General features: G+C 44.2%; 16 protein-coding genes and 1 pseudogene. 15 read left to right on the top strand and 2 right to left on the bottom strand.

Annotation, left to right across the window (positions count from 1 at the left end; translation table 11 throughout):
* Window positions 1-4: 4 nt before the first annotated feature.
* Genes ftsL through mraY form a run of 3 tightly spaced genes read left to right on the top strand, consistent with a single transcriptional unit; the run spans window position 5 to window position 3,563 of the window.
* Window positions 5-322, top strand: a complete 318-nt coding sequence (gene ftsL, locus FD735_RS01635; RefSeq protein ID WP_000840795.1) for a cell division protein FtsL — start codon at window positions 5-7, stop codon at window positions 320-322.
* Between the two features lie 3 nt (window positions 323-325).
* Complete coding sequence (gene pbp2X, locus FD735_RS01640; protein ID WP_125441686.1) at window positions 326-2,581, top strand: penicillin-binding protein PBP2X; 2,256 nt, start codon at window positions 326-328, stop codon at window positions 2,579-2,581.
* 1 nt (window position 2,582) lies between these two features.
* Window positions 2,583-3,563, top strand: a complete 981-nt coding sequence (gene mraY / locus FD735_RS01645; RefSeq protein WP_049505153.1) for a phospho-N-acetylmuramoyl-pentapeptide-transferase — start codon at window positions 2,583-2,585, stop codon at window positions 3,561-3,563.
* Between the two features lie 68 nt (window positions 3,564-3,631).
* On the opposite strand, the pseudogene FD735_RS09995 reads toward mraY, so the two are convergent.
* Together FD735_RS09995 and treR are read right to left on the bottom strand one after the other, a co-directional pair.
* Window positions 3,632-8,422, bottom strand: a pseudogene (locus FD735_RS09995) (SIALI-17 repeat-containing surface protein); the annotation flags it as partial.
* Between the two features lie 247 nt (window positions 8,423-8,669).
* The gene (gene treR, locus FD735_RS01655) at window positions 8,670-9,383 is read right to left on the bottom strand and encodes a trehalose operon repressor (protein WP_139658337.1); all 714 of its coding nucleotides are present in this window, start codon (window positions 9,381-9,383) and stop codon (window positions 8,670-8,672) included.
* A 184-nt stretch (window positions 9,384-9,567) separates the two neighbouring features.
* Here treR and treP point away from each other — a divergent pair, with 184 nt between their 5' ends.
* From treP to yidD, 12 genes are all read left to right on the top strand, one after another.
* On the top strand, window positions 9,568-11,586 hold the full coding sequence (gene treP, locus FD735_RS01660; RefSeq protein WP_176553045.1) for a PTS system trehalose-specific EIIBC component: 2,019 nt from the start codon (window positions 9,568-9,570) through the stop codon (window positions 11,584-11,586).
* A gap of 63 nt (window positions 11,587-11,649) precedes the next feature.
* Window positions 11,650-13,275, top strand: a complete 1,626-nt coding sequence (gene treC / locus FD735_RS01665; RefSeq protein WP_139658338.1) for an alpha,alpha-phosphotrehalase — start codon at window positions 11,650-11,652, stop codon at window positions 13,273-13,275.
* 144 nt (window positions 13,276-13,419) lie between these two features.
* A complete protein-coding gene (locus FD735_RS01670) occupies window positions 13,420-13,665 on the top strand; it encodes a YneF family protein (protein WP_084881296.1) in 246 nt (81 codons plus the stop codon).
* Window positions 13,666-13,870: 205 nt separating this feature from the next.
* Entirely contained in the window at window positions 13,871-14,665 is a 795-nt protein-coding gene (gene racE / locus FD735_RS01675) for a glutamate racemase (protein ID WP_049477818.1), read from the top strand.
* The gene (locus tag FD735_RS01680) at window positions 14,662-15,633 is read left to right on the top strand and encodes a nucleoside-triphosphate diphosphatase (RefSeq protein WP_139658339.1); all 972 of its coding nucleotides are present in this window, start codon (window positions 14,662-14,664) and stop codon (window positions 15,631-15,633) included. Before racE ends, FD735_RS01680 begins: the two co-directional genes overlap by 4 nt.
* Window positions 15,609-16,130: a metallophosphoesterase gene (locus FD735_RS01685; protein ID WP_139658340.1), complete on the top strand. Its 522-nt coding sequence runs from the start codon at window positions 15,609-15,611 to the stop codon at window positions 16,128-16,130. Before FD735_RS01680 ends, FD735_RS01685 begins: the two co-directional genes overlap by 25 nt.
* Window positions 16,127-16,588 (top strand): cyclic-di-AMP-binding protein CbpB, encoded by a 462-nt coding sequence (cbpB, locus tag FD735_RS01690; protein WP_139658341.1) that lies wholly within the window; start codon window positions 16,127-16,129, stop codon window positions 16,586-16,588. Before FD735_RS01685 ends, cbpB begins: the two co-directional genes overlap by 4 nt.
* Complete coding sequence (xerD, locus tag FD735_RS01695; RefSeq protein WP_304364612.1) at window positions 16,585-17,319, top strand: site-specific tyrosine recombinase XerD; 735 nt, start codon at window positions 16,585-16,587, stop codon at window positions 17,317-17,319. The genes cbpB and xerD overlap by 4 nt, the downstream gene beginning before the upstream one ends.
* Entirely contained in the window at window positions 17,319-18,047 is a 729-nt protein-coding gene (locus FD735_RS01700; RefSeq protein WP_139658343.1) for a segregation/condensation protein A, read from the top strand. The genes xerD and FD735_RS01700 overlap by 1 nt, the downstream gene beginning before the upstream one ends.
* A gap of 18 nt (window positions 18,048-18,065) precedes the next feature.
* Window positions 18,066-18,635 carry an SMC-Scp complex subunit ScpB gene (gene scpB / locus FD735_RS01705; RefSeq protein WP_139658344.1) on the top strand — a complete coding sequence of 190 codons (570 nt, stop codon included), beginning with the start codon at window positions 18,066-18,068 and terminating at the stop codon, window positions 18,633-18,635.
* Complete coding sequence (locus FD735_RS01710) at window positions 18,622-19,344, top strand: pseudouridine synthase (RefSeq protein WP_001222228.1); 723 nt, start codon at window positions 18,622-18,624, stop codon at window positions 19,342-19,344. Before scpB ends, FD735_RS01710 begins: the two co-directional genes overlap by 14 nt.
* Window positions 19,344-19,595, top strand: coding sequence for a membrane protein insertion efficiency factor YidD (gene yidD / locus FD735_RS01715; protein ID WP_084944034.1), 252 nt, complete (start codon window positions 19,344-19,346; stop codon window positions 19,593-19,595). The genes FD735_RS01710 and yidD overlap by 1 nt, the downstream gene beginning before the upstream one ends.
* Window positions 19,596-19,621: the final 26 nt, after the last annotated feature.

Here is a 19,621-nt window from a genome sequence, read left to right on the forward strand (position 1 = left end):
AAACATGGCAGAAAGAATCGAAAAAACAAGCCAGTTATTGCAAACGAAGTTTAAAGGTTTTTCACGTGTGGAAAAGGCCTTCTATGTTTCGATTGCTGCAACAATGATTATCCTGGCAATTAGCGTTGTGTTTATGCAGACCAAGCTATTACAAGTTCAGAATGAATTGACCAAGGTCAATGCTCAAATCGAAGAAAAGAAAACAGAGCTAGACGATGCCAAGCAAGAGGTCAATGAATTGATTCGTTCAGAACGTTTGAAAGAAATTGCAAACTCCAAGGATTTGCAGCTGAATAACGAAAATATCCGAGCAGCGGAGTAAGAAATGAAACAGTGGAAAGAAAAAATCATCCGTTATGCCGTACGTAACCGTAAATCTCCAGAAGAAAACCGCCGAAGAGTAGGGAAAAGCCTGAGTTTATTGGCTGTCATACTCTTCGCTGTCTTTTTGGTCAACTTTGCGGTCATTATCGGAACGGGTAAAAAATTTGGTAAGGATTTGGTTCAAGAGGCCAAAAAGGTTCACCAAACAACCAAGACGATTCCAGCCAAGCGGGGGACCATCTACGATCGTAATGGAACGCCTATTGCTGAGGATGCAACTTCTTATAATATCTATGCTGTTATTGACAAGACCTACAAGTCAGCAACAGGCAAAATTCTCTATGTAGAAGATTCTCAATTTAATAAGGTAGCTGAAATTTTCCATAAATACCTCGATATGGAGGAGTCTTATGTCAAGGAACAACTTTCTCAGCCAGATCTAAAACAGGTGTCTTTTGGTACCAAGGGAAATGGGATCACCTATGCCAATATGATGGCCATTAAAAATGACCTTAAAACAGCTGGCGTTGAGGGAGTTGACTTTACAACTAGCCCTAACCGCAGTTATCCCAATGGACAGTTTGCTTCTTCCTTTATCGGTTTAGCGCAACTCCATGAAAATGAGGATGGCACCAAACGGTTGATTGGGACATCTGGTTTGGAGAGTTCTTTAAATAACATTCTGGCGGGTACAGATGGGATCATCACCTATGAGAAAGATCGTCTGGGAAATATTGTTCCGGGTACAGATCAAGCTTCTCAACAAACAGTAGATGGAAAAGATGTCTACACAACCCTTTCTAGTCCCTTGCAATCCTTTATGGAAACTCAGATGGATGCCTTCCAGGAAAAAGTAAAAGGCAAGTATATGACGGCTACCTTGGTCAGCGCTAAAACAGGGGAAATCCTGGCTACAACCCAACGGCCGACCTTCAATGCAGATACCAAGGATGGCATCACAAAAGACTTTGTCTGGCGTGATATCCTCTATCAAAGTAACTACGAACCAGGATCAGCCATGAAGGTCATGACGTTAGCTTCTTCTATTGACAACAATACCTTCCCAGGTGGAGAATACTTCAATAGCAGTGAATTAAAAATAGCGGATGCGACGATTCGAGATTGGGATGTTAATGATGGTTTGACTACTGGTGGGATGATGACTTTCTCACAAGGTTTCGCTCACTCCAGTAATGTTGGAATGAGTCTACTTGAACAAAAAATGGGAGATGCGACTTGGCTCGATTATCTCAATCGCTTTAAGTTTGGGGTGCCGACGCGTTTTGGTCTGACTGATGAGTATTCAGGTCAATTGCCTGCAGATAATATTGTTAATATTGCCATGAGTGCATTTGGTCAGGGGATTTCTGTAACGCAGACCCAGATGCTACGTGCTTTTACAGCTATTGCCAACGATGGGGTTATGTTGGAACCAAAATTTATCAGTGCCCTCTATGATCCAAATGACCAGTCTGTTCGTAAGTCTCAAAAGGAAATTGTCGGAAATCCTGTGTCAAAAACAGCAGCGTCCTCTACTCGGGAGCACATGGTCATGGTCGGAACAGATCCTGTCTACGGTACCATGTACAACCACAGTACAGGAAAACCAAATGTCAATGTTCCAGGTCAGAATGTCGCTCTGAAATCAGGGACTGCTCAGATTGCCGATGAGAAGAATGGGGGCTACCTGACAGGTGAAACCAACTATATCTTCTCTGTTGTGTCGATGCATCCTGCAGAGAATCCTGACTTTATCCTCTATGTGACGGTGCAACAGCCAGAGCATTATTCAGGCGTTCAGCTTGGGGAGTTTGCCAATCCAATCCTTGAGCGAGCTTCTGCTATGAAAGAATCCCTCAATCTTCAGTCAACTGCCAAGAACTTGGATCAGGTCAGCAAGACGACAAGCTATGCTATGCCGGCTACCAAAGACTTTACTCCGGGTGACCTAGCAGAAGAATTGCGCCGAAACCTGGTCCAACCAATTGTTATCGGAACAGGAACCAAGATCAAGGAACTCTCGGTTTCTGAAGGAGATAATTTGGAAGCCAATCAGCAGATCTTGATCCTGTCAGATAAGGTCGAAGAAATGCCTGATATGTACGGCTGGACAGATGAAAATGTGCAAACATTTGCTAAATGGCTGAATATAGAAGTCGAGTGGGAAGGTAGTGGCAAAACGGTCAAGAAACAAAGTGTCCGTGCCAATACAGCCCTCAAAGACATTAAAAAAATGAAAATAACTTTAGGAGATTAAGATGATTAGTTCCATTAGTGCTGGAATTCTAGCCTTTCTATTGACCTTGATAGGTATTCCAGCCTTTATCCGATTTTATCGAAAAGCACAGATTACGGGACAGCAGATGCACGAGGATGTCAAGCAACACCAAGCTAAAGCTGGGACTCCAACCATGGGAGGTCTTGTCTTCCTGATTGTTGCAGTTGTTGTGAGCTTCCTTGTCGCTCTCTTTACCCAACAATTGACCAACAATGTAGGCATGATTTTGTTTATCTTGGTTTTGTATGGTTTGGTAGGTTTTTTGGATGATTTCCTCAAGGTCTTTCGTAAAATCAACGAAGGCTTAAATCCCAAGCAAAAACTTGCTCTCCAGCTGCTTGGAGGAGTGATTTTCTACCTCTTTTATGAACGTGGTGGCGATATGCTTTCAGTCTTTGGCTACCAAGTACATCTGGGTATTTTCTATATTTTCTTTGCCCTTTTCTGGCTAGTTGGCTTTTCAAATGCGGTGAATCTGACTGACGGGATTGACGGCTTAGCAAGTATTTCAGTGGTGATTAGTTTATCGGCTTATGGTGTGATTGCTTATATGCAAAATCAACTGGATATTCTTCTTGTGATTCTAGCCATGATTGGTGGTTTGCTAGGTTTCTTCGTCTTTAACCACAAGCCTGCCAAGGTTTTCATGGGAGATGTGGGAAGTTTGGCTCTAGGTGGGATGTTGGCAGCAATCTCCATGGCCCTCCACCAAGAATGGACCCTTTTACTGATTGGGATTATCTATGTCTTTGAGACAAGCTCTGTTATGATGCAGGTTACCTACTTTAAACTTAGTGGTGGGAAGCGTATTTTCCGTATGACACCTGTGCATCACCATTTTGAGCTTGGAGGATTCTCAGGCAAGGGTAATCCTTGGAGCGAGTGGAAGGTTGACTTCTTCTTTTGGGGAGTTGGGCTTCTAGCAAGTCTCTTGACCTTAGCCTTTTTATACCTACTGTAAAATAATTTCTGATTACAAAATAAAACAGGATGAAGGGAATCTTCATCCTGTTTTTGTGTGCTTAAAGGTTAGTTGGAGTCATCCTTTCTTCCTTTTAACATAAAAGTGCCTGTAAGGGCTAGGCTGAGTCCTGCTAAGAAGAGGAGTGGGTTGGACGCTTCTCCTGTTGCTGGAAGTTCTTCTTTAGGAGAATGATTTCCAGTTTTCGCAGGGATCGGACTAGCTGAAAGTTGTTCGGCCTCGTGTGCCAAGGTTTCTGCATCTGAAGTACTTGGTTTTTCATCTGTACTAGGGGTTGTTCCAGCAGCTTGATAGACGACAGCATAGGTACTGAAATGACTAGTGATGAATTCTGCCTTTCCGTCTTGAACGGTGAAATCAAGGGCTTGCAACTCCTTGGTCGGAGTGATGTAGTAGATGTTTTCTACGCTAGCTGAAATAGGCAAGCGAACCAAGACAGAGCCTTTTGGCTGCAAGCTATGATCGGTTGGATTTTTAAGCTGTAGGTCGTAAGCATCATAGGTCTTGCCAAAGAGTTCTTGAGCTAGGACACGTCGGCTAGAAACGTGAGAAATTCCTTCTAAGTCGCTGGCTCCACCGATGATTTCTATTCCAGTTTCCTTATCTTTTAAGACTCGAACTGGATAGTCAGGAAGGCTAAGGCTTGGAGCAGCCTGATCCCCACTAGTTCCGATAGGTTTGGTGTATTCAGGTTTTTCAACAGTAGGTGCTTCCTCTTGACCTGCTGTTCCGATCGGTTCGGTGTATTCAGGCTTTTCTACAGTAGGAGACTCTTCTTGCCCCGCCGTTCCGATAGGTTCGGTGTATTCAGGCATTTCTACAGTGGGTGGCACTTCTTGCCCTGCAGTCCCGATAGGTTTAGTGTATTCAGGAATTGTCACTGTAGGTGGTTCCTCTTGCCCTGCCGTTCCGATAGGATCGGTGTATTCCGGAATTTCAACAGTAGGAGCTGGTTCGTCCCCCTTTCTTGTAGTTGGCTGACTCTCGTCAACCTTTTTCTCATCCTTTTTAGTAAAGACGGCTACGATAGGGCTGCTTGTGGTATTTCCTTGAATGGTATAAGCTTCAATGGCATTTCCAGCTTTGCGATCGGTTTCTTCAGGGATTGGGATTTGAACTTGATTGTCTTGGATTGATAGGATAGTCTGATCTCCACTTGTAACTAGATGTGTTTCATCCACCTTACGCAAAACTAGAGGATTTTTGACACCTGGGAAGGTCACTGCGATGGCTTCCCAATCTCCAGCTGGTAGGCTTAAGGAAATGGTTTTGTCATTTTCCTTAAGAGGCGCAATGCTCGGGCTATCTATACCAACAGCAGGGGCTTTGATGATATCAAAGGAGTCTAGAGAGATTTTCTTGCGACCTTCTGGCGAATCTGGGTCAACTTGTAGTGTCAGGGTGTGCGGACCGTCAGTAAGGTTTGTAAATTCACCAATAAAAGCTCTCTTTTCAGTTGCACCTGAAGTGTAGAAGTCTAGACTTGGCATTTCTTTGCCATCTAGTGTAACACGTGCTCGTCCAAGAGCGAGGCTCTTTAAGCCAAAGATACGAATACCCGTCCCTGTAAAGGAAATAGTTGCCTGAGCTTCTGAAGCTGCACTAGAGTCGCTGTTGTTAATATCAGCGTATTTTTCCGTACCTCCGTAGAGTTCAGGGTCAGACCAGTCCTTAAACTGGGCACCATACTGGATGCGCGAATCGCGATCATCTATTTTTTCAATCGTATTGCCTGTTCCTGCTAGGATCTTGAAGTAGTCTAATGAAATTTTCGAGCGCTCACTACCACGTCCTTTGTGCTCACGTTTAACACTAAGAGTCAATGTGTGAGGTCCGTCAGATAGTCCTGCGAAGCGACCAATGAGACTACCTTTTTCAGTTGCTCCAGCAGTATGGAAGTCAAGCTCCCCGACCTCTTTGCCATCAATTTTAGCAGTGGCAAGACCTAGTTCAGACGATTTCAGTCCATAGATTTCGATACCAACACCAGTGAAAGGAATGGTGGCAGTGAGGTCTTCGTCTGTGTAATCTCCTTTTGAAAGGTCAGCAAATTTCTCTGTTCCTCCAAATAATTCTGCGTCTGCCCAATTTCCAAAGGCAGCTCCGTACTGGATACGGCTATCTCGGTCGTCCATCAACTCGCTATAGGTTTCGACAGTGGCCTGTTCAGAAACTTGTGTGGCAAGCTCGCCCAGCATAGCCTTGACAGTATAGGTGTAGGCATGTTGAGGATTGAGTGACCGGTCAATAAAGTGGGTTTGATTGGTTACAAATTCTCTGGTCGCAGAGGTTTGGCCAGTTTCGTCTTTCACTTGTTTTTGGATGACATAGTGGGTAGCGCCTTCTACTTGGTTAAAGGTGAGTTCGGCAGTGACTCCATTTTGTCGAACGGCTGTTAGACTGGTTACACGACCAGGGAAGTGTTCAAAGGTAATGACGTCACCTTTTTGTGTTGCAAGCTGGATACGATTATCTTTAAGGATCGTTGCCTTGACTGGTTTGCCATTGACCTTGATTTGGCTGGTTTCGATATTTGGATAGTCTACAATTAGGTCTCCACCGACATTTGAAAGGAAGGACAAGCTTTGCAGGTTTTTATCTTTCCACTTCATGCTGACTTCAAAGTTTCCTCGAGCAACCAAGCCAGAAACCTGACCGTCTTTCCAGGCATCAGGAAGGGCTGGCAATGGTGCAATATAGCCAGTATGAGATTGGAGGAGCATTTCTGCCATCCCACTAGTTGCTCCAAAGTTTCCGTCGATTTGGAAAGGCGCGTGGGTATCCCAAAGGTTTTCTAGGGTTGAGTACTTGAGCTGTTCCGCTAGCAAGCGATGGGCACGATTGCCGTCTAAGAGACGAGCCCAGAGGTTGATTTTATTGGCCTTAGACCAACCAGTACCACCATCTCCACGGTGATTGAGGGTTGCACGCGCAGCCTCTAGGTATTCAGCCTGGTCCTTGCTAAAGAGCGTACCTGGGAAGAGACCAACTAGATGGGAAACGTGACGGTGGTGATTTTCAATCCCTTCATTGGTGAATTTGGGGCTGTCCTCCTCGTACCATTCCTTGATACGGCCTTCATTGTTGATGTGAAGGGGTTTGAGTTTGTCAAATTTAGCCTTGACCTCTGTGACTAAGTCTTTGTCGACATTCAGATGGTTGGCGACTTCCATGTAGTCGTGGAATAGCTGCCAGACTAGCGATTGGTCAAAGGTATTTCCGATGGTGATGGTCCCGTGTTCTGGTGAGTAGGATGGAGAAGACACCCAACGGTCGCTGGCCTTGTCATAGTGCAAGAAGGAGTTCCAGAACTTAGCTGTTTCCTTGAGCATTGGATAGATCTTTTCTTTGAGATAGGTCTCATCCTTGGTGAATTTATAATAGTCATAGACATTCTGCATCATCCAAGCGTTTGCTGCTGGAGACCAACCCCAATAGTAATTCCAGCCTGGAGTAGTCCAGCCAAATGGTGTTGCCTGAGTATGGACCAGCCAGCCATTTTCTTGTCCGTCTTTGGATTCGATGCCAGCGTATTCCTTGGCGACGATACGACCATAGTAGCGCATGTCGTCAATGTAATTGATCATGGGCTTGGCTGTTTCAGCAAGGTTGCTCATGTAGGCGGGCCAATAGTTCATTTGCAAATTGACATTGAGGTGGTAGTCAGCGTTCCAAGGTGGATTGTCTACAGCATTCCAGACTCCTTGTAGGTTTGCAGGAAGGGCATCTGTCCGATCACGAGAAGAACTGATGAGTAAATAACGTCCGTATTGGAAGAAGAGTTCTTCCAATTTTTGCCCTTTTTCTGGGTTATAGCCTTTAAGGGCCTCTTTTGTCGTTTGAGCAGTCTTGCTTCCACCTAGGTTTAGTTTAACGCGGTTAAAGAGCCTTTGATAGTCCTTGATATGGGCCTTTTTCAGTGTCTCGTAGTCTTTGGCCTTCGCTGCTTCGACAATCCCTTTAACCGTTTTTTCGAGGTCAATGTCTTTTCGATAATTGGTTTTTGGATTTTGAGCAAAATTAGTCTTGGCGCTGAGATAGAGGGTCGCATAACTTGCGCCTGTAACGGTTAGTGTCTCGTCCTGAACAGTCACCTTTCCGTCTGTTTTAATTCCTAGATAGGATGCAAATTTGAGGCCGTTATCTTTGACAGTTCCCTTTAGAAGGATTCCATTTGCATCTGTAGTGACATGACCATTCTTATAGTTGGAATATTCCCAAGAGTAGTTGCCATTAGCAAGCAAGTCTTCTGTCAAACTGTTCCAAAGGGTAAAGTCAAGTGTCTTGTTTCCTTTTTTGGTCAAGTGGGTCACAGTGACATCATCAGGATAGCTGGAGAAGGTTTCACGTTTGAAGGTCGTCCCATCTTGGGTGTAGGAAGTAGTCGTAGTGGCTTCTGTGATATCCAACCCACGATGATAATCAGTTACAGCATCTAGTCCTTTCTTCTGGTTATTAAAGACCATGAAGATATCTCCAAAGGCTAGGTAACGTCCGTACTGGGCATTGTTTGGTCCAACTAGATTTTGTTCGGCGAGTTGTTTTGCTTTTTGGCGGTCTCCAGCTTCGAGGGCTTTACGAATCTCCGCCAAGACCTTGTAGCGCTCCTTGTAGTTTCCTCCGTTATAGTCGGTGCTATCGGGTTGTGGTCCTCCTGACCAGAGGGTCTTTTCGTTGTACTGGATTCTCTCTTCCCCAATGAGTCCGAAAACCTTGGCTCCCATCTCTCCATTTCCGACAGGGAGAGCTTGCTTTTCCCATCCGTCATAGGAGGGAGCTGTTGGCTGATTGTAGTTGAGTTGATAGTTTTCTTGCTTTGTCACGGGCTGATTTGCTTTATATCTTTCTTTTTGAGAACCGCTTACATTTTATAGAGCAGTTTCGTTTAATTTGTTTCTATTTATCTCCTCACCTCCCATTCTAATGGTCGTTTAGCATTTGTCAAGAACTTTTTAGCAATATACATATTTGCTGTTGTTTTTTCTTAAAATAGTTGAATAAGTAGCAAGCAGACCCTCTTTTCCAACTATCAACTAGATCGTTTACTACTAAAAAACAGTTGAGAGTATCCCCAACTGTAGGTGTTTATTTCGGATGTCTTTTGGCAAAGTCAACAAAGTGAAATTTTTCTAATTTATGGCGACTTTCGGTGAATTGGAACTGGCGCCCGTCTTGGAGATAGACTTTTGACTTGATCGAAACGACATAAGGGTCTTTGGCAATATCCATGAGAATCTTGTCTCGGTCACTGGTGTGGTCAATGGTGATTTCTTTCTGAGCATAATCGATGTTAAGTTTGAGGTCGTCCTCTATATACGAGTAGATAGACTGCTCAGCGATTTGGCGAGTGAGATTTGGGATCAGTTCCATATCTAGATAGTCCGTATCCAGAACCGATACCAGGTCATCCACTACACGCTGGCGGACCACCTTCCACACCATCCGAAACTCTGGAAAGCCGGTTATTAGTGAGGATTTTTTATCGATAATGATTTTATCTAGACTGACCACATTGGTCTTAGAGCGAAGTCCAAGTTCCTGTACCAGTTCTTGGTAGCTGGTTAGGTTGGAGACAGGGAAATTGACGGTTTCTTCTTTGACGACTTGAGAACCTTGCCCCCTTATCTTTTTGATTAATCCTTCTTCTTGGAGGAGGGACAGAGCTTTTCGGACGGTGTCACGGCTCACCTGATACTGATTCATGAGTTCGTGTTCGCTGGGGAGGAAATCTCCGATAGCGTAAGTCTCGTTTTGAATGGTTTTTTGGATTTGCTTAAATAATTGTTGGTATTTCTTCATATTGCTTCCTTAAATGAGTTTTGAGTCTTATTTCATACATACTTGTATTTATTTTACCATACAAGTGCTAGAAAATATACAAAAATATCCTCTTTTTATAGCAAACAAGTTGCCTACAAGTTTGGCATCGTTTACAATAGAACTATCAAGTCAAGCTTGCTTTGACAAGTATAAGGAGAATCAAATGGGAAAATTTGAACAAGAAGCCAAAGATCTGCTTCAAGCAATCGGAGGCAAGGAGAATGTCACTGCTGTTACCCACTGTGCGACACGGATGCGCTTTGTTCTCGGAGACGAAAAGAAAGCCAATGTCAAGGTCATCGAGTCAATTCCAGTCGTCAAAGGGACCTTTACCAACGCGGGTCAATTTCAGGTGATTATCGGGAATGACGTGCCGATTTTTTATAATGATTTTACAGCTGTTTCAGGCATTGAGGGTGTTTCCAAAGAAGCAGCCAAATCTGCAGCTAAGAGTAATCAAAACGTGCTTCAACGTATCATGACCACTCTAGCAGAAATCTTTACACCGATTATTCCAGCTCTGATTGTTGGTGGACTAATCCTCGGTTTCCGCAATGTCTTGGAAGGTGTGCATTGGGAATGGTTAGGGCAAAAAATCGTTGATGGAGTAGCTCAGGTAACCCAAGACGGTCAGCCTATCTACAACACGATTACCGACGTGTCCCCATTTTGGGCAGGGGTTAATCACTTCCTCTGGTTGCCTGGTGAAGCGATCTTCCAGTTCTTGCCAGTAGGAATTACCTGGTCTGTCTCTCGTAAGATGGGAACCAGCCAAATTTTGGGAATTGTTCTCGGGATCTGTTTGGTTTCACCACAGTTGCTGAATGCCTATGCAGTTGCTTCTACTTCAACAGAAGAAATCGCAGCCAACTGGGTCTGGAATTTTGGCTACTTTACTGTTAATCGTATTGGTTATCAGGCTCAAGTTATTCCAGCCTTGCTTGCAGGTTTGAGTCTGTCTTATCTTGAAATTTTCTGGCGTAAGCATATTCCAGAAGTCATTTCCATGATCTTTGTGCCTTTCTTGTCATTGATTCCAGCCTTGATTTTGGCTCATACTGTCTTGGGGCCAATCGGTTGGACGATTGGGCAAGGACTTTCAGCAGTTGTCTTGGCAGGCTTGACTGGACCTGTTAAGTGGCTCTTCGGTGCGATTTTTGGTGCCCTCTACGCTCCATTTGTCATCACTGGTTTGCACCATATGACCAATGCCATCGACACACAATTGATTGCGGATGCTGGCGGAACTGCCCTCTGGCCAATGATTGCTCTTTCTAATATTGCTCAAGGTTCTGCTGTATTTGCCTATTATTTCATGCATCGTCATGATGAGCGTGAGGCTCAGATTTCACTTCCTGCAACCATTTCAGCCTATCTCGGTGTTACAGAACCAGCCCTCTTTGGGGTCAATGTCAAATACATCTATCCATTTGTAGCTGGGATGATTGGTTCAGCCCTTGCAGGGATGTTATCCGTTACTTTCAATGTAACGGCGGCTTCTATTGGTATCGGTGGTTTGCCAGGTATCCTCTCTATTCAACCTCAATACATGCTGCCGTTTGCAGGAACCATGCTAGTTGCTATTGTTGTACCAATACTCTTGACTTTCTTCTTCCGCAAAGTCGGTCTCTTTACAAAGACAGAGGATGATACAGCCTTACAGGCAGAATTCGTTGCCCAAGAAGAGGCAGAATTTGTCAGTCATGAACCAGTAACCCTCGCTCCAGTAGAAATTTTCAGCCCACTGACTGGTCAAGTGAAAGAATTGAGTCAAGCGACGGATCCTGTTTTTGCATCAGGTGTCGTGGGACAAGGCCTAGTCATTGAACCAAGCCAAGGTGAGTTGACTTCTCCAGTCAATGGGACAGTGACAGTTCTTTTCCCTACCAAGCATGCCATCGGTATTGTCTCTGATGAGGGGGTAGAATTGCTCATCCACATCGGTATGGATACAGTAGGTCTTGATGGCAAAGGTTTTGAAAGTCTTGTAGCCCAAGGAGACCACGTCACAGTTGGCCAGAAATTGATTCGTTTTGATATAGATGCTATTAAGGCTGCAGGTCTCGTAACAGAAACTCCTGTTATCATTACCAATCAAGATGCTTATACAGCGACTATTACTGGAACTTATCCAACAACTATCCAAGCTGGGGAAGCTCTCATGGTCGCTACACGAATCTAATCGAAATAGTACAAACAGGGAAGGAACATCAGTTCCTCCCTTTTATCAGAAAAGGAGAAACAGATGGCACTTGATAAAAGAAAAGTAGTCTATCAAATCTATCCAAAATCATACAAAGACACCACTGGAAATGGTATTGGCGATTTCCGTGGGATTATCGAAAAGATCCCCTATCTAGCCAAACTGGGCGTGGATATGGTCTGGCTCAATCCATTCTATCCAAGCCCCCAACGGGATAATGGTTATGATATTTCAGATTATATGGCAGTGGATCCTCTATTTGGTGATATGGCTGATTTTGAGGAGATGATCGGTGTCGGTAAGGAGCACAAGATTGACTTTATGCTGGATATGGTACTCAATCATTGTTCGACAGAACACGAATGGTTTCAGAAAGCCCTAGCTGGCGACCAGTACTACCAAGACTTTTTCTTCATCCAAGACCAACCAACAGACTGGCAGTCTAAGTTTGGCGGCTCTGCCTGGGCGCCTTTCGGGGATACGGGAAAATATTACCTCCACCTCTTTGACGAGACTCAGGCTGACCTTAATTGGCGCAATCCCAATGTTCGCAAGGAGCTTTTCAAGGTAGTTAATTTCTGGCGCGACAAGGGAGTCAAAGGTTTCCGATTTGATGTGATCAATTTGATCGGCAAGGATGAGGTTTTAGTGGATTGTCCTGAAAATGAAGGGAAGCCAGCTTACACAGACAAGCCCATCGTTCATGACTATTTGCGCATGATGAATCAAGCCACTTTTGGATCAGATGATAGCTTTATGACAGTTGGGGAAATGTCCTCAACCACCATGGAAAACTGTGTCCTCTATTCGTCACCTGACCGTCAAGAATTATCCATGACCTTTAATTTCCATCATCTCAAGGTGGACTACAAGGACGGGCAGAAGTGGACTTTAGCTCCCTTTGATTTCGAAGAGTTGAAAAGTCTTTATCATGGCTGGGGTAAGGAAATGAGTGACAAAAACGGCTGGAGCGCCCTCTTTTGGAACAATCACGACCAACCACGAGCATTGAATCGTTTTGTCGATATTCAACATTTCCGCAATGAAGGGGCGACCATGCTAGCGGCAAGTATTCACCTGTCACGTGGGACACCTTATATCTACATGGGTGAGGAAATCGGAATGGTTGACCCAGACTATGATTCCATGGCTGACTATGTGGATGTCGAGTCCATCAATGCCTATCAGATGCTCTTAAAAGAAGGAAAAAGTCAGCAAGAAGCCTTCCAGATTATTCAGGCCAAGTCACGAGATAATTCACGCATTCCCATGCAGTGGGATGCTTCAGAAAATGCAGGATTTTCAACAGGCACTCCATGGTTGAAAGCTGGTAAATCCTATAAAGATATCAACGTAGAAAATGACATCCAAGGCCCAATTTTCACCTTCTACCAAAACTTGATTCGACTTCGTAAAGAAATGCCAATCATTTCAGAAGGAAACTACAAACCAGCTTTTGAAGACAGTCAGCAAGTCTACGCTTTTGAACGTCAGTATGAGGATGAAAAGTTACTGGTCCTCAATAACTTTTATGCCACAGAAGTGGGAATCGACTTACCAGTAGACTACCAAAATGGACAAATTTTGCTTTCTAACTATGAAACTACAGAAGTATCTGAAAAAATGGTACTCAAACCCTATCAAACACTGGCTATTTATGTAAAATAAACACAGCAAGGAGCTCTCTTTCATCGAAATGAGGAGCTCCTTTTTTGTCGCCTATTGCCCTTCTTGAAAGCGTAAAACAAACTAGTCAGGAAAGTCACTTTGTGGTATAATATAGAAGACTCAAAAAGAAACAGGAGAAAAAGAATGGATTTACTTTTAGCAATTATCTTGATTGTGCTAGCTTTTCTAGGAGGAGCTCTTGGAGGGATGTACTTGGTTCGTAAGCAAATCGAAAAAGAATTTGCGGACAACCCACGTTTGAACGCTGAGGCAGTTCGTGCTCTCTTGAGTGCAAATGGTCAAAAACCAAGCGAAGCCAAGGTACAACAAGTTTACCACCAAATTATCCGCCAACAAAAAGCAGCCCTTGCTAAGAACAAAAAGAAATAAATAGGAAAAGTCTGGGATGAAAGTTCCAGACTTCTCACTATGTTCAATAGTTCTCAAGGATAAGACTTTTTCCTTGCATTCTATTGATATTTGATTATGATTAAGAGAGAGGCAGTTGACATTTTATCAAGCTGTCTATCCGATCGTTCAGGACAAGGAATTATGATGAACTATCAATCAGAAAAAAGACTAGAAAGAAGACTATATGGATAATCGACCAATTGGTTTTTTGGATTCGGGTGTCGGGGGCTTAACCGTTGTTCGTGAGCTCATGCGCCAGCTTCCCCATGAAGAAATCGTCTATATTGGAGATTCGGCACGGGCACCCTATGGTCCCCGTCCTGCTGAGCAAATTCGTGAATATACTTGGCAGTTGGTCAACTTTCTCTTGACCAAGGATGTCAAAATGATTGTCATTGCTTGTAATACTGCGACTGCGGTTGTCTGGGAAGAAATCAAGGCCCAACTAGACATTCCCGTTCTAGGTGTGATTTTGCCAGGAGCTTCGGCAGCCATCAAGTCCAGTCAAGGTGGGAAAATCGGGGTCATTGGAACACCCATGACGGTCCAATCAGACATCTATCGTCAAAAAATCCATGATTTGGATCCAGACTTACAGGTGGAAAGTTTGGCCTGTCCCAAGTTTGCCCCCTTGGTGGAGTCTGGTGCCCTTTCAACCAGTGTAACTAAGAAAGTGGTCTATGAAACCCTGCGTCCCTTGGTTGGAAAGGTGGATAGCCTGATTTTGGGCTGTACCCATTACCCACTCCTTCGCCCTATCATCCAAAATGTCATGGGACCAAAGGTTCAGCTCATCGATAGTGGGGCAGAGTGTGTGCGGGATATCTCGGTTTTGCTTAACTATTTTGAAATCAATCGTAGCCGAGATGAGGGACCTCTTCAACATCGTTTTTACACAACAGCCAATAGCCAAAGTTTTGCCCAAATTGGAGCAGAATGGCTGGAAAAAGAGATTCATGTGGAGCATGTAACTTTATGACAAACAAAATTTATGAATACAAGGATGACCAGGACTGGTATGTCGGTGTCTGGGATGTCTATGGAGGCATCTATAGCCTTATCAAAGATCCTCTCGAGCTTGATTTTATGGATTTGGCGCGGATTTTTCGTGACGAAGAAAATGGCTTTCCGATTACGATAACGGTGATGCGCTGGTCTTCTAACTTCCGTCTGCTCTCCTTTATCGTTGAGATTTTAAATGCAGAAGCAGGTCGCAATCTAGAAGTCATCCAACGTCAGGGTGCCCTGCTCTTGGTTGAAAATGGAAAGCTTTTGCATGTCGAATTGCCTAAAGAAGGAGTCGATGTAGAAGCCTTCTTTGAAACTAACAAGGTCAGAGAAACCTTATTGATTGCAACTCGTAACGAGGGCAAGACCAAGGAATTCCGAGCTATCTTTGACAAGTTAGGCTACGATGTAGAAAATCTCAATGACTATCCAGGTCTGCCTGAAGTAGCAGAAACAGGCATGACCTTTGAAGAAAATGCCCGCCTGAAGGCAGAAACCATTTCCCAATTAACAGGCAAGATGGTTTTAGCAGATGATTCTGGTCTTAAAGTCGATGTCCTTGGCGGTTTGCCAGGAGTCTGGTCAGCCCGTTTTGCAGGAGTGGGGGCGACCGATCGTGAAAACAATGCCAAGCTCTTGCACGAATTGGCCATGGTCTTTGAACTCAAGGACCGCTCAGCTCAATTCCATACAACCCTAGTCGTAGCTAGTCCAAACAAGGAAAGCTTGGTTGTCGAAGCTGACTGGCCAGGTTATATCAACTTTGAACCCAAGGGGGAGAATGGTTTTGGTTATGATCCCCTCTTCCTTGTGCGAGAGACAGGCAAGTCAGCAGCTGAATTAACCCTTGAAGAAAAAAATAGCCAATCCCACCGTGCCTTAGCCGTTAAGAAACTTTTGGAGGTATTTCCATCATGGCAAAGCAAACCATCATTGTAATGAGTGACTCCCATGGCGATAGCTTGATTGTGGAAGAAATTCGTGACTGCTATCTGGGGAAAGTTGATGCCATTTTTCACGATGGTGACTCAGAACTCCGTCCAGACTCTCCTCTCTGGGAAGGCATCCATGTCGTCAAAGGAAATATGGACTTTTATGCTGGCTACCCAGAACGTTTGGTAACTCAACTTGGTCCAACCAAGATCATCCAGACGCATGGACACTTGTTTGACATCAATTTCAACTTTCAAAAGTTGGACTACTGGGCTCAGGAAGAAGATGCCGATATCTGTCTCTATGGTCACTTGCATGTGCCAAATGCTTGGATGGAAGGCAAAACACTCTTTTTAAATCCAGGCTCCATCAGCCAACCAAGAGGAACCATCAGAGAATGCCTCTATGCCCGTGTGGAAATTGATGACAGCTATTTCAAAGTAGACTTTTTGACACGTGATCATGAGGTTTATCCAGGCTTGTCCAAGGAGTTTGCTCGATGATTGCCAAGGAATTTGAAGCATTTTTATTGGAGCAGGAAGAGACTTTTCTTACCCCTGCTGAGAATCTAGCAGCTTTGATTGATACCCATAATGCCGATCATGCGATTTTGGTGTTGAGCCAAATCACTTATACCCGTATCCCTGTTGTGACTTTTGACAAACGCTTTGTCGGAACCATTGGTCTGAGAGACATTTTGGCTTATCAAATGGAGCAAGGTTTGACGGATGAGCAGATGGCAACGACAGATATCGTCCATATGACCAAGACGGATGTGGCAGTTGTCGCTCCAGACTATAACATCACAGAGGTCCTCCATAAACTGGTAGATGAACCCTTCTTGCCAGTCGTAGATGGTGAAGGAATTTTCCAAGGAATCATCACGCGCAAGTCTATCCTTAAGGCTGTCAATGCTCTCTTACATGACTTTAGTAAGGAATATGAGATTCGATGCAAATGAGAGATAGGATTTCAGCCTTTTTAGAGGAAAAACAGGGCTTGTCTGCCAATTCCAAGCAGTCCTATAAGTATGATCTGGAGCAATTTTTAGACATTGTAGGTGATCGGATCTCTGAGACCAGTCTTAAGATTTACCAAGCCCAGCTAGCCAATCTAAAAATCAGCGCCCAGAAGCGAAAACTTTCGGCCTGCAACCAATTTCTCTACTTTCTCTATCGAAAAGGAGAAGTGGACAGTTTTTACCGTCTGGAATTAGCCAAACAAGCTGAAAAGAAGACTGAAAAGCCAGAGATTCTAGACCTAGACTCTTTTTGGCAGGAAAGTAATTATCCAGAAGGACGCTTGCTGGCGCTTCTTATCTTGGAAATAGGGCTCTTACCAAGTGAGATTTTAGCCCTCAAGGTTGCAGATATCAATCTGGATTTTCAGGTGTTGCGAATTAATAAGGCTTCCCAACAGAGGATTGTAGCCATTCCTAGGACCTTGCTTTCAGAATTGGAACCCTTGATGGGGCAGACCTATCTCTTTGAAAGGAGTGGGAAAACCTATTCTCGTCAGTGGGCCTTTCGTCAGCTGGAGTCCTTTGTCAAGGAGAAAGGTTTCCCAGAACTATCAGCCCAAGCCCTACGGGAACAGTTCATTCTAAGACAGATAGAAAACAAGGTCGATTTGTACGAAATTGCAAAAAAATTAGGATTAAAAACAGTCCTGACCTTAGAAAAATATAGATAATGGATATTAAATTAAAAGATTTTGAAGGGCCCCTGGACCTGCTCTTGCACTTGGTTTCTAGGTACCAGATGGATATCTACGATGTGCCTATTACAGAAGTTATCGAACAGTATCTAGCCTATGTCTCAACTCTGCAGGCCATGCGTCTGGAAGTGACGGGCGAGTATATGGTCATGGCTAGTCAGCTCATGCTAATCAAGAGTCGCAAGCTCTTACCAAAGGTAGCAGAAGTGACAGACTTAGAGGATGACCTGGAGCAGGACCTTCTCTCTCAAATCGAAGAATACCGCAAGTTCAAACTCTTGGGTGAGCACTTGGAGGCTAAGCACCAAGATCGGGCCCAGTACTATTCCAAAGCGCCAACAGAGTTGATTTACGAGGATGCGGAGCTTGTACATGACAAGACGACCATTGACCTCTTTTTGGCTTTTTCAAATATCCTAGCCAAGAAAAAAGAGGAATTCGCTCAGAATCACACGACCATCTTGCGGGATGAGTATAAGATTGAGGACATGATGGTCATCGTAAAAGAGTCCTTGACTGGACGAGACCAGTTGCGCTTGCAGGATTTGTTCAAGGAAGCCCAGAATGTCCAAGAGGTTATTACCCTCTTTTTGGCAACCCTAGAGTTAATCAAAACCCAGGAATTAATCCTCGTGCAAGAGAAGAGTTTCGGAGATATCTATCTCATGGAAAAGAAGGAAGAAAATCAAGAGGCACAAAGCTAGACTTGATAGAGAGGAAAGATGAGTACTTTAGCAGAAATAGAAGCGCTCTTGTTTGTGGCAGGTGAAGATGGGATTCGGGTTCGTCAGTTGGCTGAACTCCTCTCACTTCCACCGACAGGCATCCAACAGAGTTTAGAAAAATTAGCCCAGAAGTATGAAAAAGACCAAGAGTCGAGCTTGTCCCTGATCGAGACAGGTGGTGCATACAGATTGGTCACCAAACCTCAATTTGCAGCGATTTTGAAGGAATACTCCAAGGCACCCATCAACCAAAGTTTGTCTCGGGCTGCTCTTGAAACCTTGTCCATCATTGCCTACAAGCAACCGATTACCCGAATTGAGATTGATGCTATTCGTGGGGTCAATTCTAGTGGAGCTCTAGCTAAGCTACAAGCTTTTGACTTGATACGAGAAGATGGAAAAAAAGAAGTGTTGGGTCGTCCCAATCTCTATGTGACTACGGATTATTTCCTAGATTACATGGGAATTAACCATTTGGAAGAACTGCCAGTGATTGATGAGCGTGAGATTCAAGCTCAAGAGAGCCAATTATTTGGTGAAAGGATAGAAGAAGATGAGAATCAATAAATATATTGCCCACGCAGGTGTGGCCAGTAGGAGAAAAGCAGAAGAGTTGATCAAGCAAGGCTTGGTAACCGTCAACGGACAGGTAGTGCGTGAACTCGCAACGACCATCAAGTCAGGTGACAAGGTCGAAGTTGAGGGCCAGCCTATCTACAACGAAGAAAAGGTCTACTATTTGCTTAACAAACCACGTGGAGTGATTTCCAGTGTGACAGATGACAAGGGCCGCAAGACTGTTGTGGACCTCTTGCCCAATGTCAAGGAGCGCATTTACCCGGTTGGACGTTTGGACTGGGATACATCAGGTGTTTTAATTTTGACCAATGATGGGGACTTTACGGATGAAATGATTCATCCCCGTAATGAGATTGACAAAGTCTATGTCGCGCGTGTTAAAGGTGTGGCTAATAAGGACAATCTCCGCCCTTTGACCCGTGGTCTTGAGATTGATGGCAAGAAAACCAAGCCAGCTGTTTATGAAATTCTCAAAGTGGATCCAGTCAAAAATCGCTCAGTAGTGCAGTTGACTATCCATGAAGGACGCAACCATCAGGTTAAAAAGATGTTTGAAGCCGTCGGTCTGCAAGTGGATAAGTTGTCTCGGACACGTTTTGGACACCTAGACTTGACAGGTCTGCGTCCTGGAGAATCCCGTCGTCTTAATAAAAAAGAAATCAGCCAACTACACACCATGGCTGTAACCAAGAAATAATGAAACGAATCTTAATAGCGCCAGTACGCTTTTACCAACGTTTTATCTCGCCAGCCTTTCCGCCCTCATGCCGCTTTGAGCCGACTTGTTCCAACTACATGATTCAGGCTATTGAAAAACATGGCTTCAAGGGTGTTCTGATGGGCTTGGCTCGAATTTTACGTTGTCATCCCTGGTCGCCAATAGGAAAAGACCCCGTCCCAGACCACTTTTCCCTCAAACGAAATCATAAACAAAAAGAATCAGCCTGATTCTTTTTTGTATACTCTAGAAAGGA

The organism is Streptococcus sp. 1643 (genome assembly GCF_006228325.1).
Taxonomy (GTDB): Bacteria; Bacillota; Bacilli; order Lactobacillales; family Streptococcaceae; genus Streptococcus.

Excerpts from the sequence above, each read along its gene's own strand:
- ftsL (WP_000840795.1), top strand. The coding sequence starts at position 5 with ATGGCAGAAAGAATCGAAAAAACAAGCCAGTTATTGCAAACGAAGTTT.
- pbp2X (WP_125441686.1), top strand. The coding sequence starts at position 326 with ATGAAACAGTGGAAAGAAAAAATCATCCGTTATGCCGTACGTAACCGT.
- mraY (WP_049505153.1), top strand. The coding sequence starts at position 2,583 with ATGATTAGTTCCATTAGTGCTGGAATTCTAGCCTTTCTATTGACCTTG.
- treR (WP_139658337.1), bottom strand. The coding sequence starts at position 9,383 with ATGAAGAAATACCAACAATTATTTAAGCAAATCCAAAAAACCATTCAA.
- treP (WP_176553045.1), top strand. The coding sequence starts at position 9,568 with ATGGGAAAATTTGAACAAGAAGCCAAAGATCTGCTTCAAGCAATCGGA.
- treC (WP_139658338.1), top strand. The coding sequence starts at position 11,650 with ATGGCACTTGATAAAAGAAAAGTAGTCTATCAAATCTATCCAAAATCA.
- FD735_RS01670 (WP_084881296.1), top strand. The coding sequence starts at position 13,420 with ATGGATTTACTTTTAGCAATTATCTTGATTGTGCTAGCTTTTCTAGGA.
- racE (WP_049477818.1), top strand. The coding sequence starts at position 13,871 with ATGGATAATCGACCAATTGGTTTTTTGGATTCGGGTGTCGGGGGCTTA.
- FD735_RS01680 (WP_139658339.1), top strand. The coding sequence starts at position 14,662 with ATGACAAACAAAATTTATGAATACAAGGATGACCAGGACTGGTATGTC.
- FD735_RS01685 (WP_139658340.1), top strand. The coding sequence starts at position 15,609 with ATGGCAAAGCAAACCATCATTGTAATGAGTGACTCCCATGGCGATAGC.
- cbpB (WP_139658341.1), top strand. The coding sequence starts at position 16,127 with ATGATTGCCAAGGAATTTGAAGCATTTTTATTGGAGCAGGAAGAGACT.
- xerD (WP_304364612.1), top strand. The coding sequence starts at position 16,585 with ATGAGAGATAGGATTTCAGCCTTTTTAGAGGAAAAACAGGGCTTGTCT.
- FD735_RS01700 (WP_139658343.1), top strand. The coding sequence starts at position 17,319 with ATGGATATTAAATTAAAAGATTTTGAAGGGCCCCTGGACCTGCTCTTG.
- scpB (WP_139658344.1), top strand. The coding sequence starts at position 18,066 with ATGAGTACTTTAGCAGAAATAGAAGCGCTCTTGTTTGTGGCAGGTGAA.
- FD735_RS01710 (WP_001222228.1), top strand. The coding sequence starts at position 18,622 with ATGAGAATCAATAAATATATTGCCCACGCAGGTGTGGCCAGTAGGAGA.
- yidD (WP_084944034.1), top strand. The coding sequence starts at position 19,344 with ATGAAACGAATCTTAATAGCGCCAGTACGCTTTTACCAACGTTTTATC.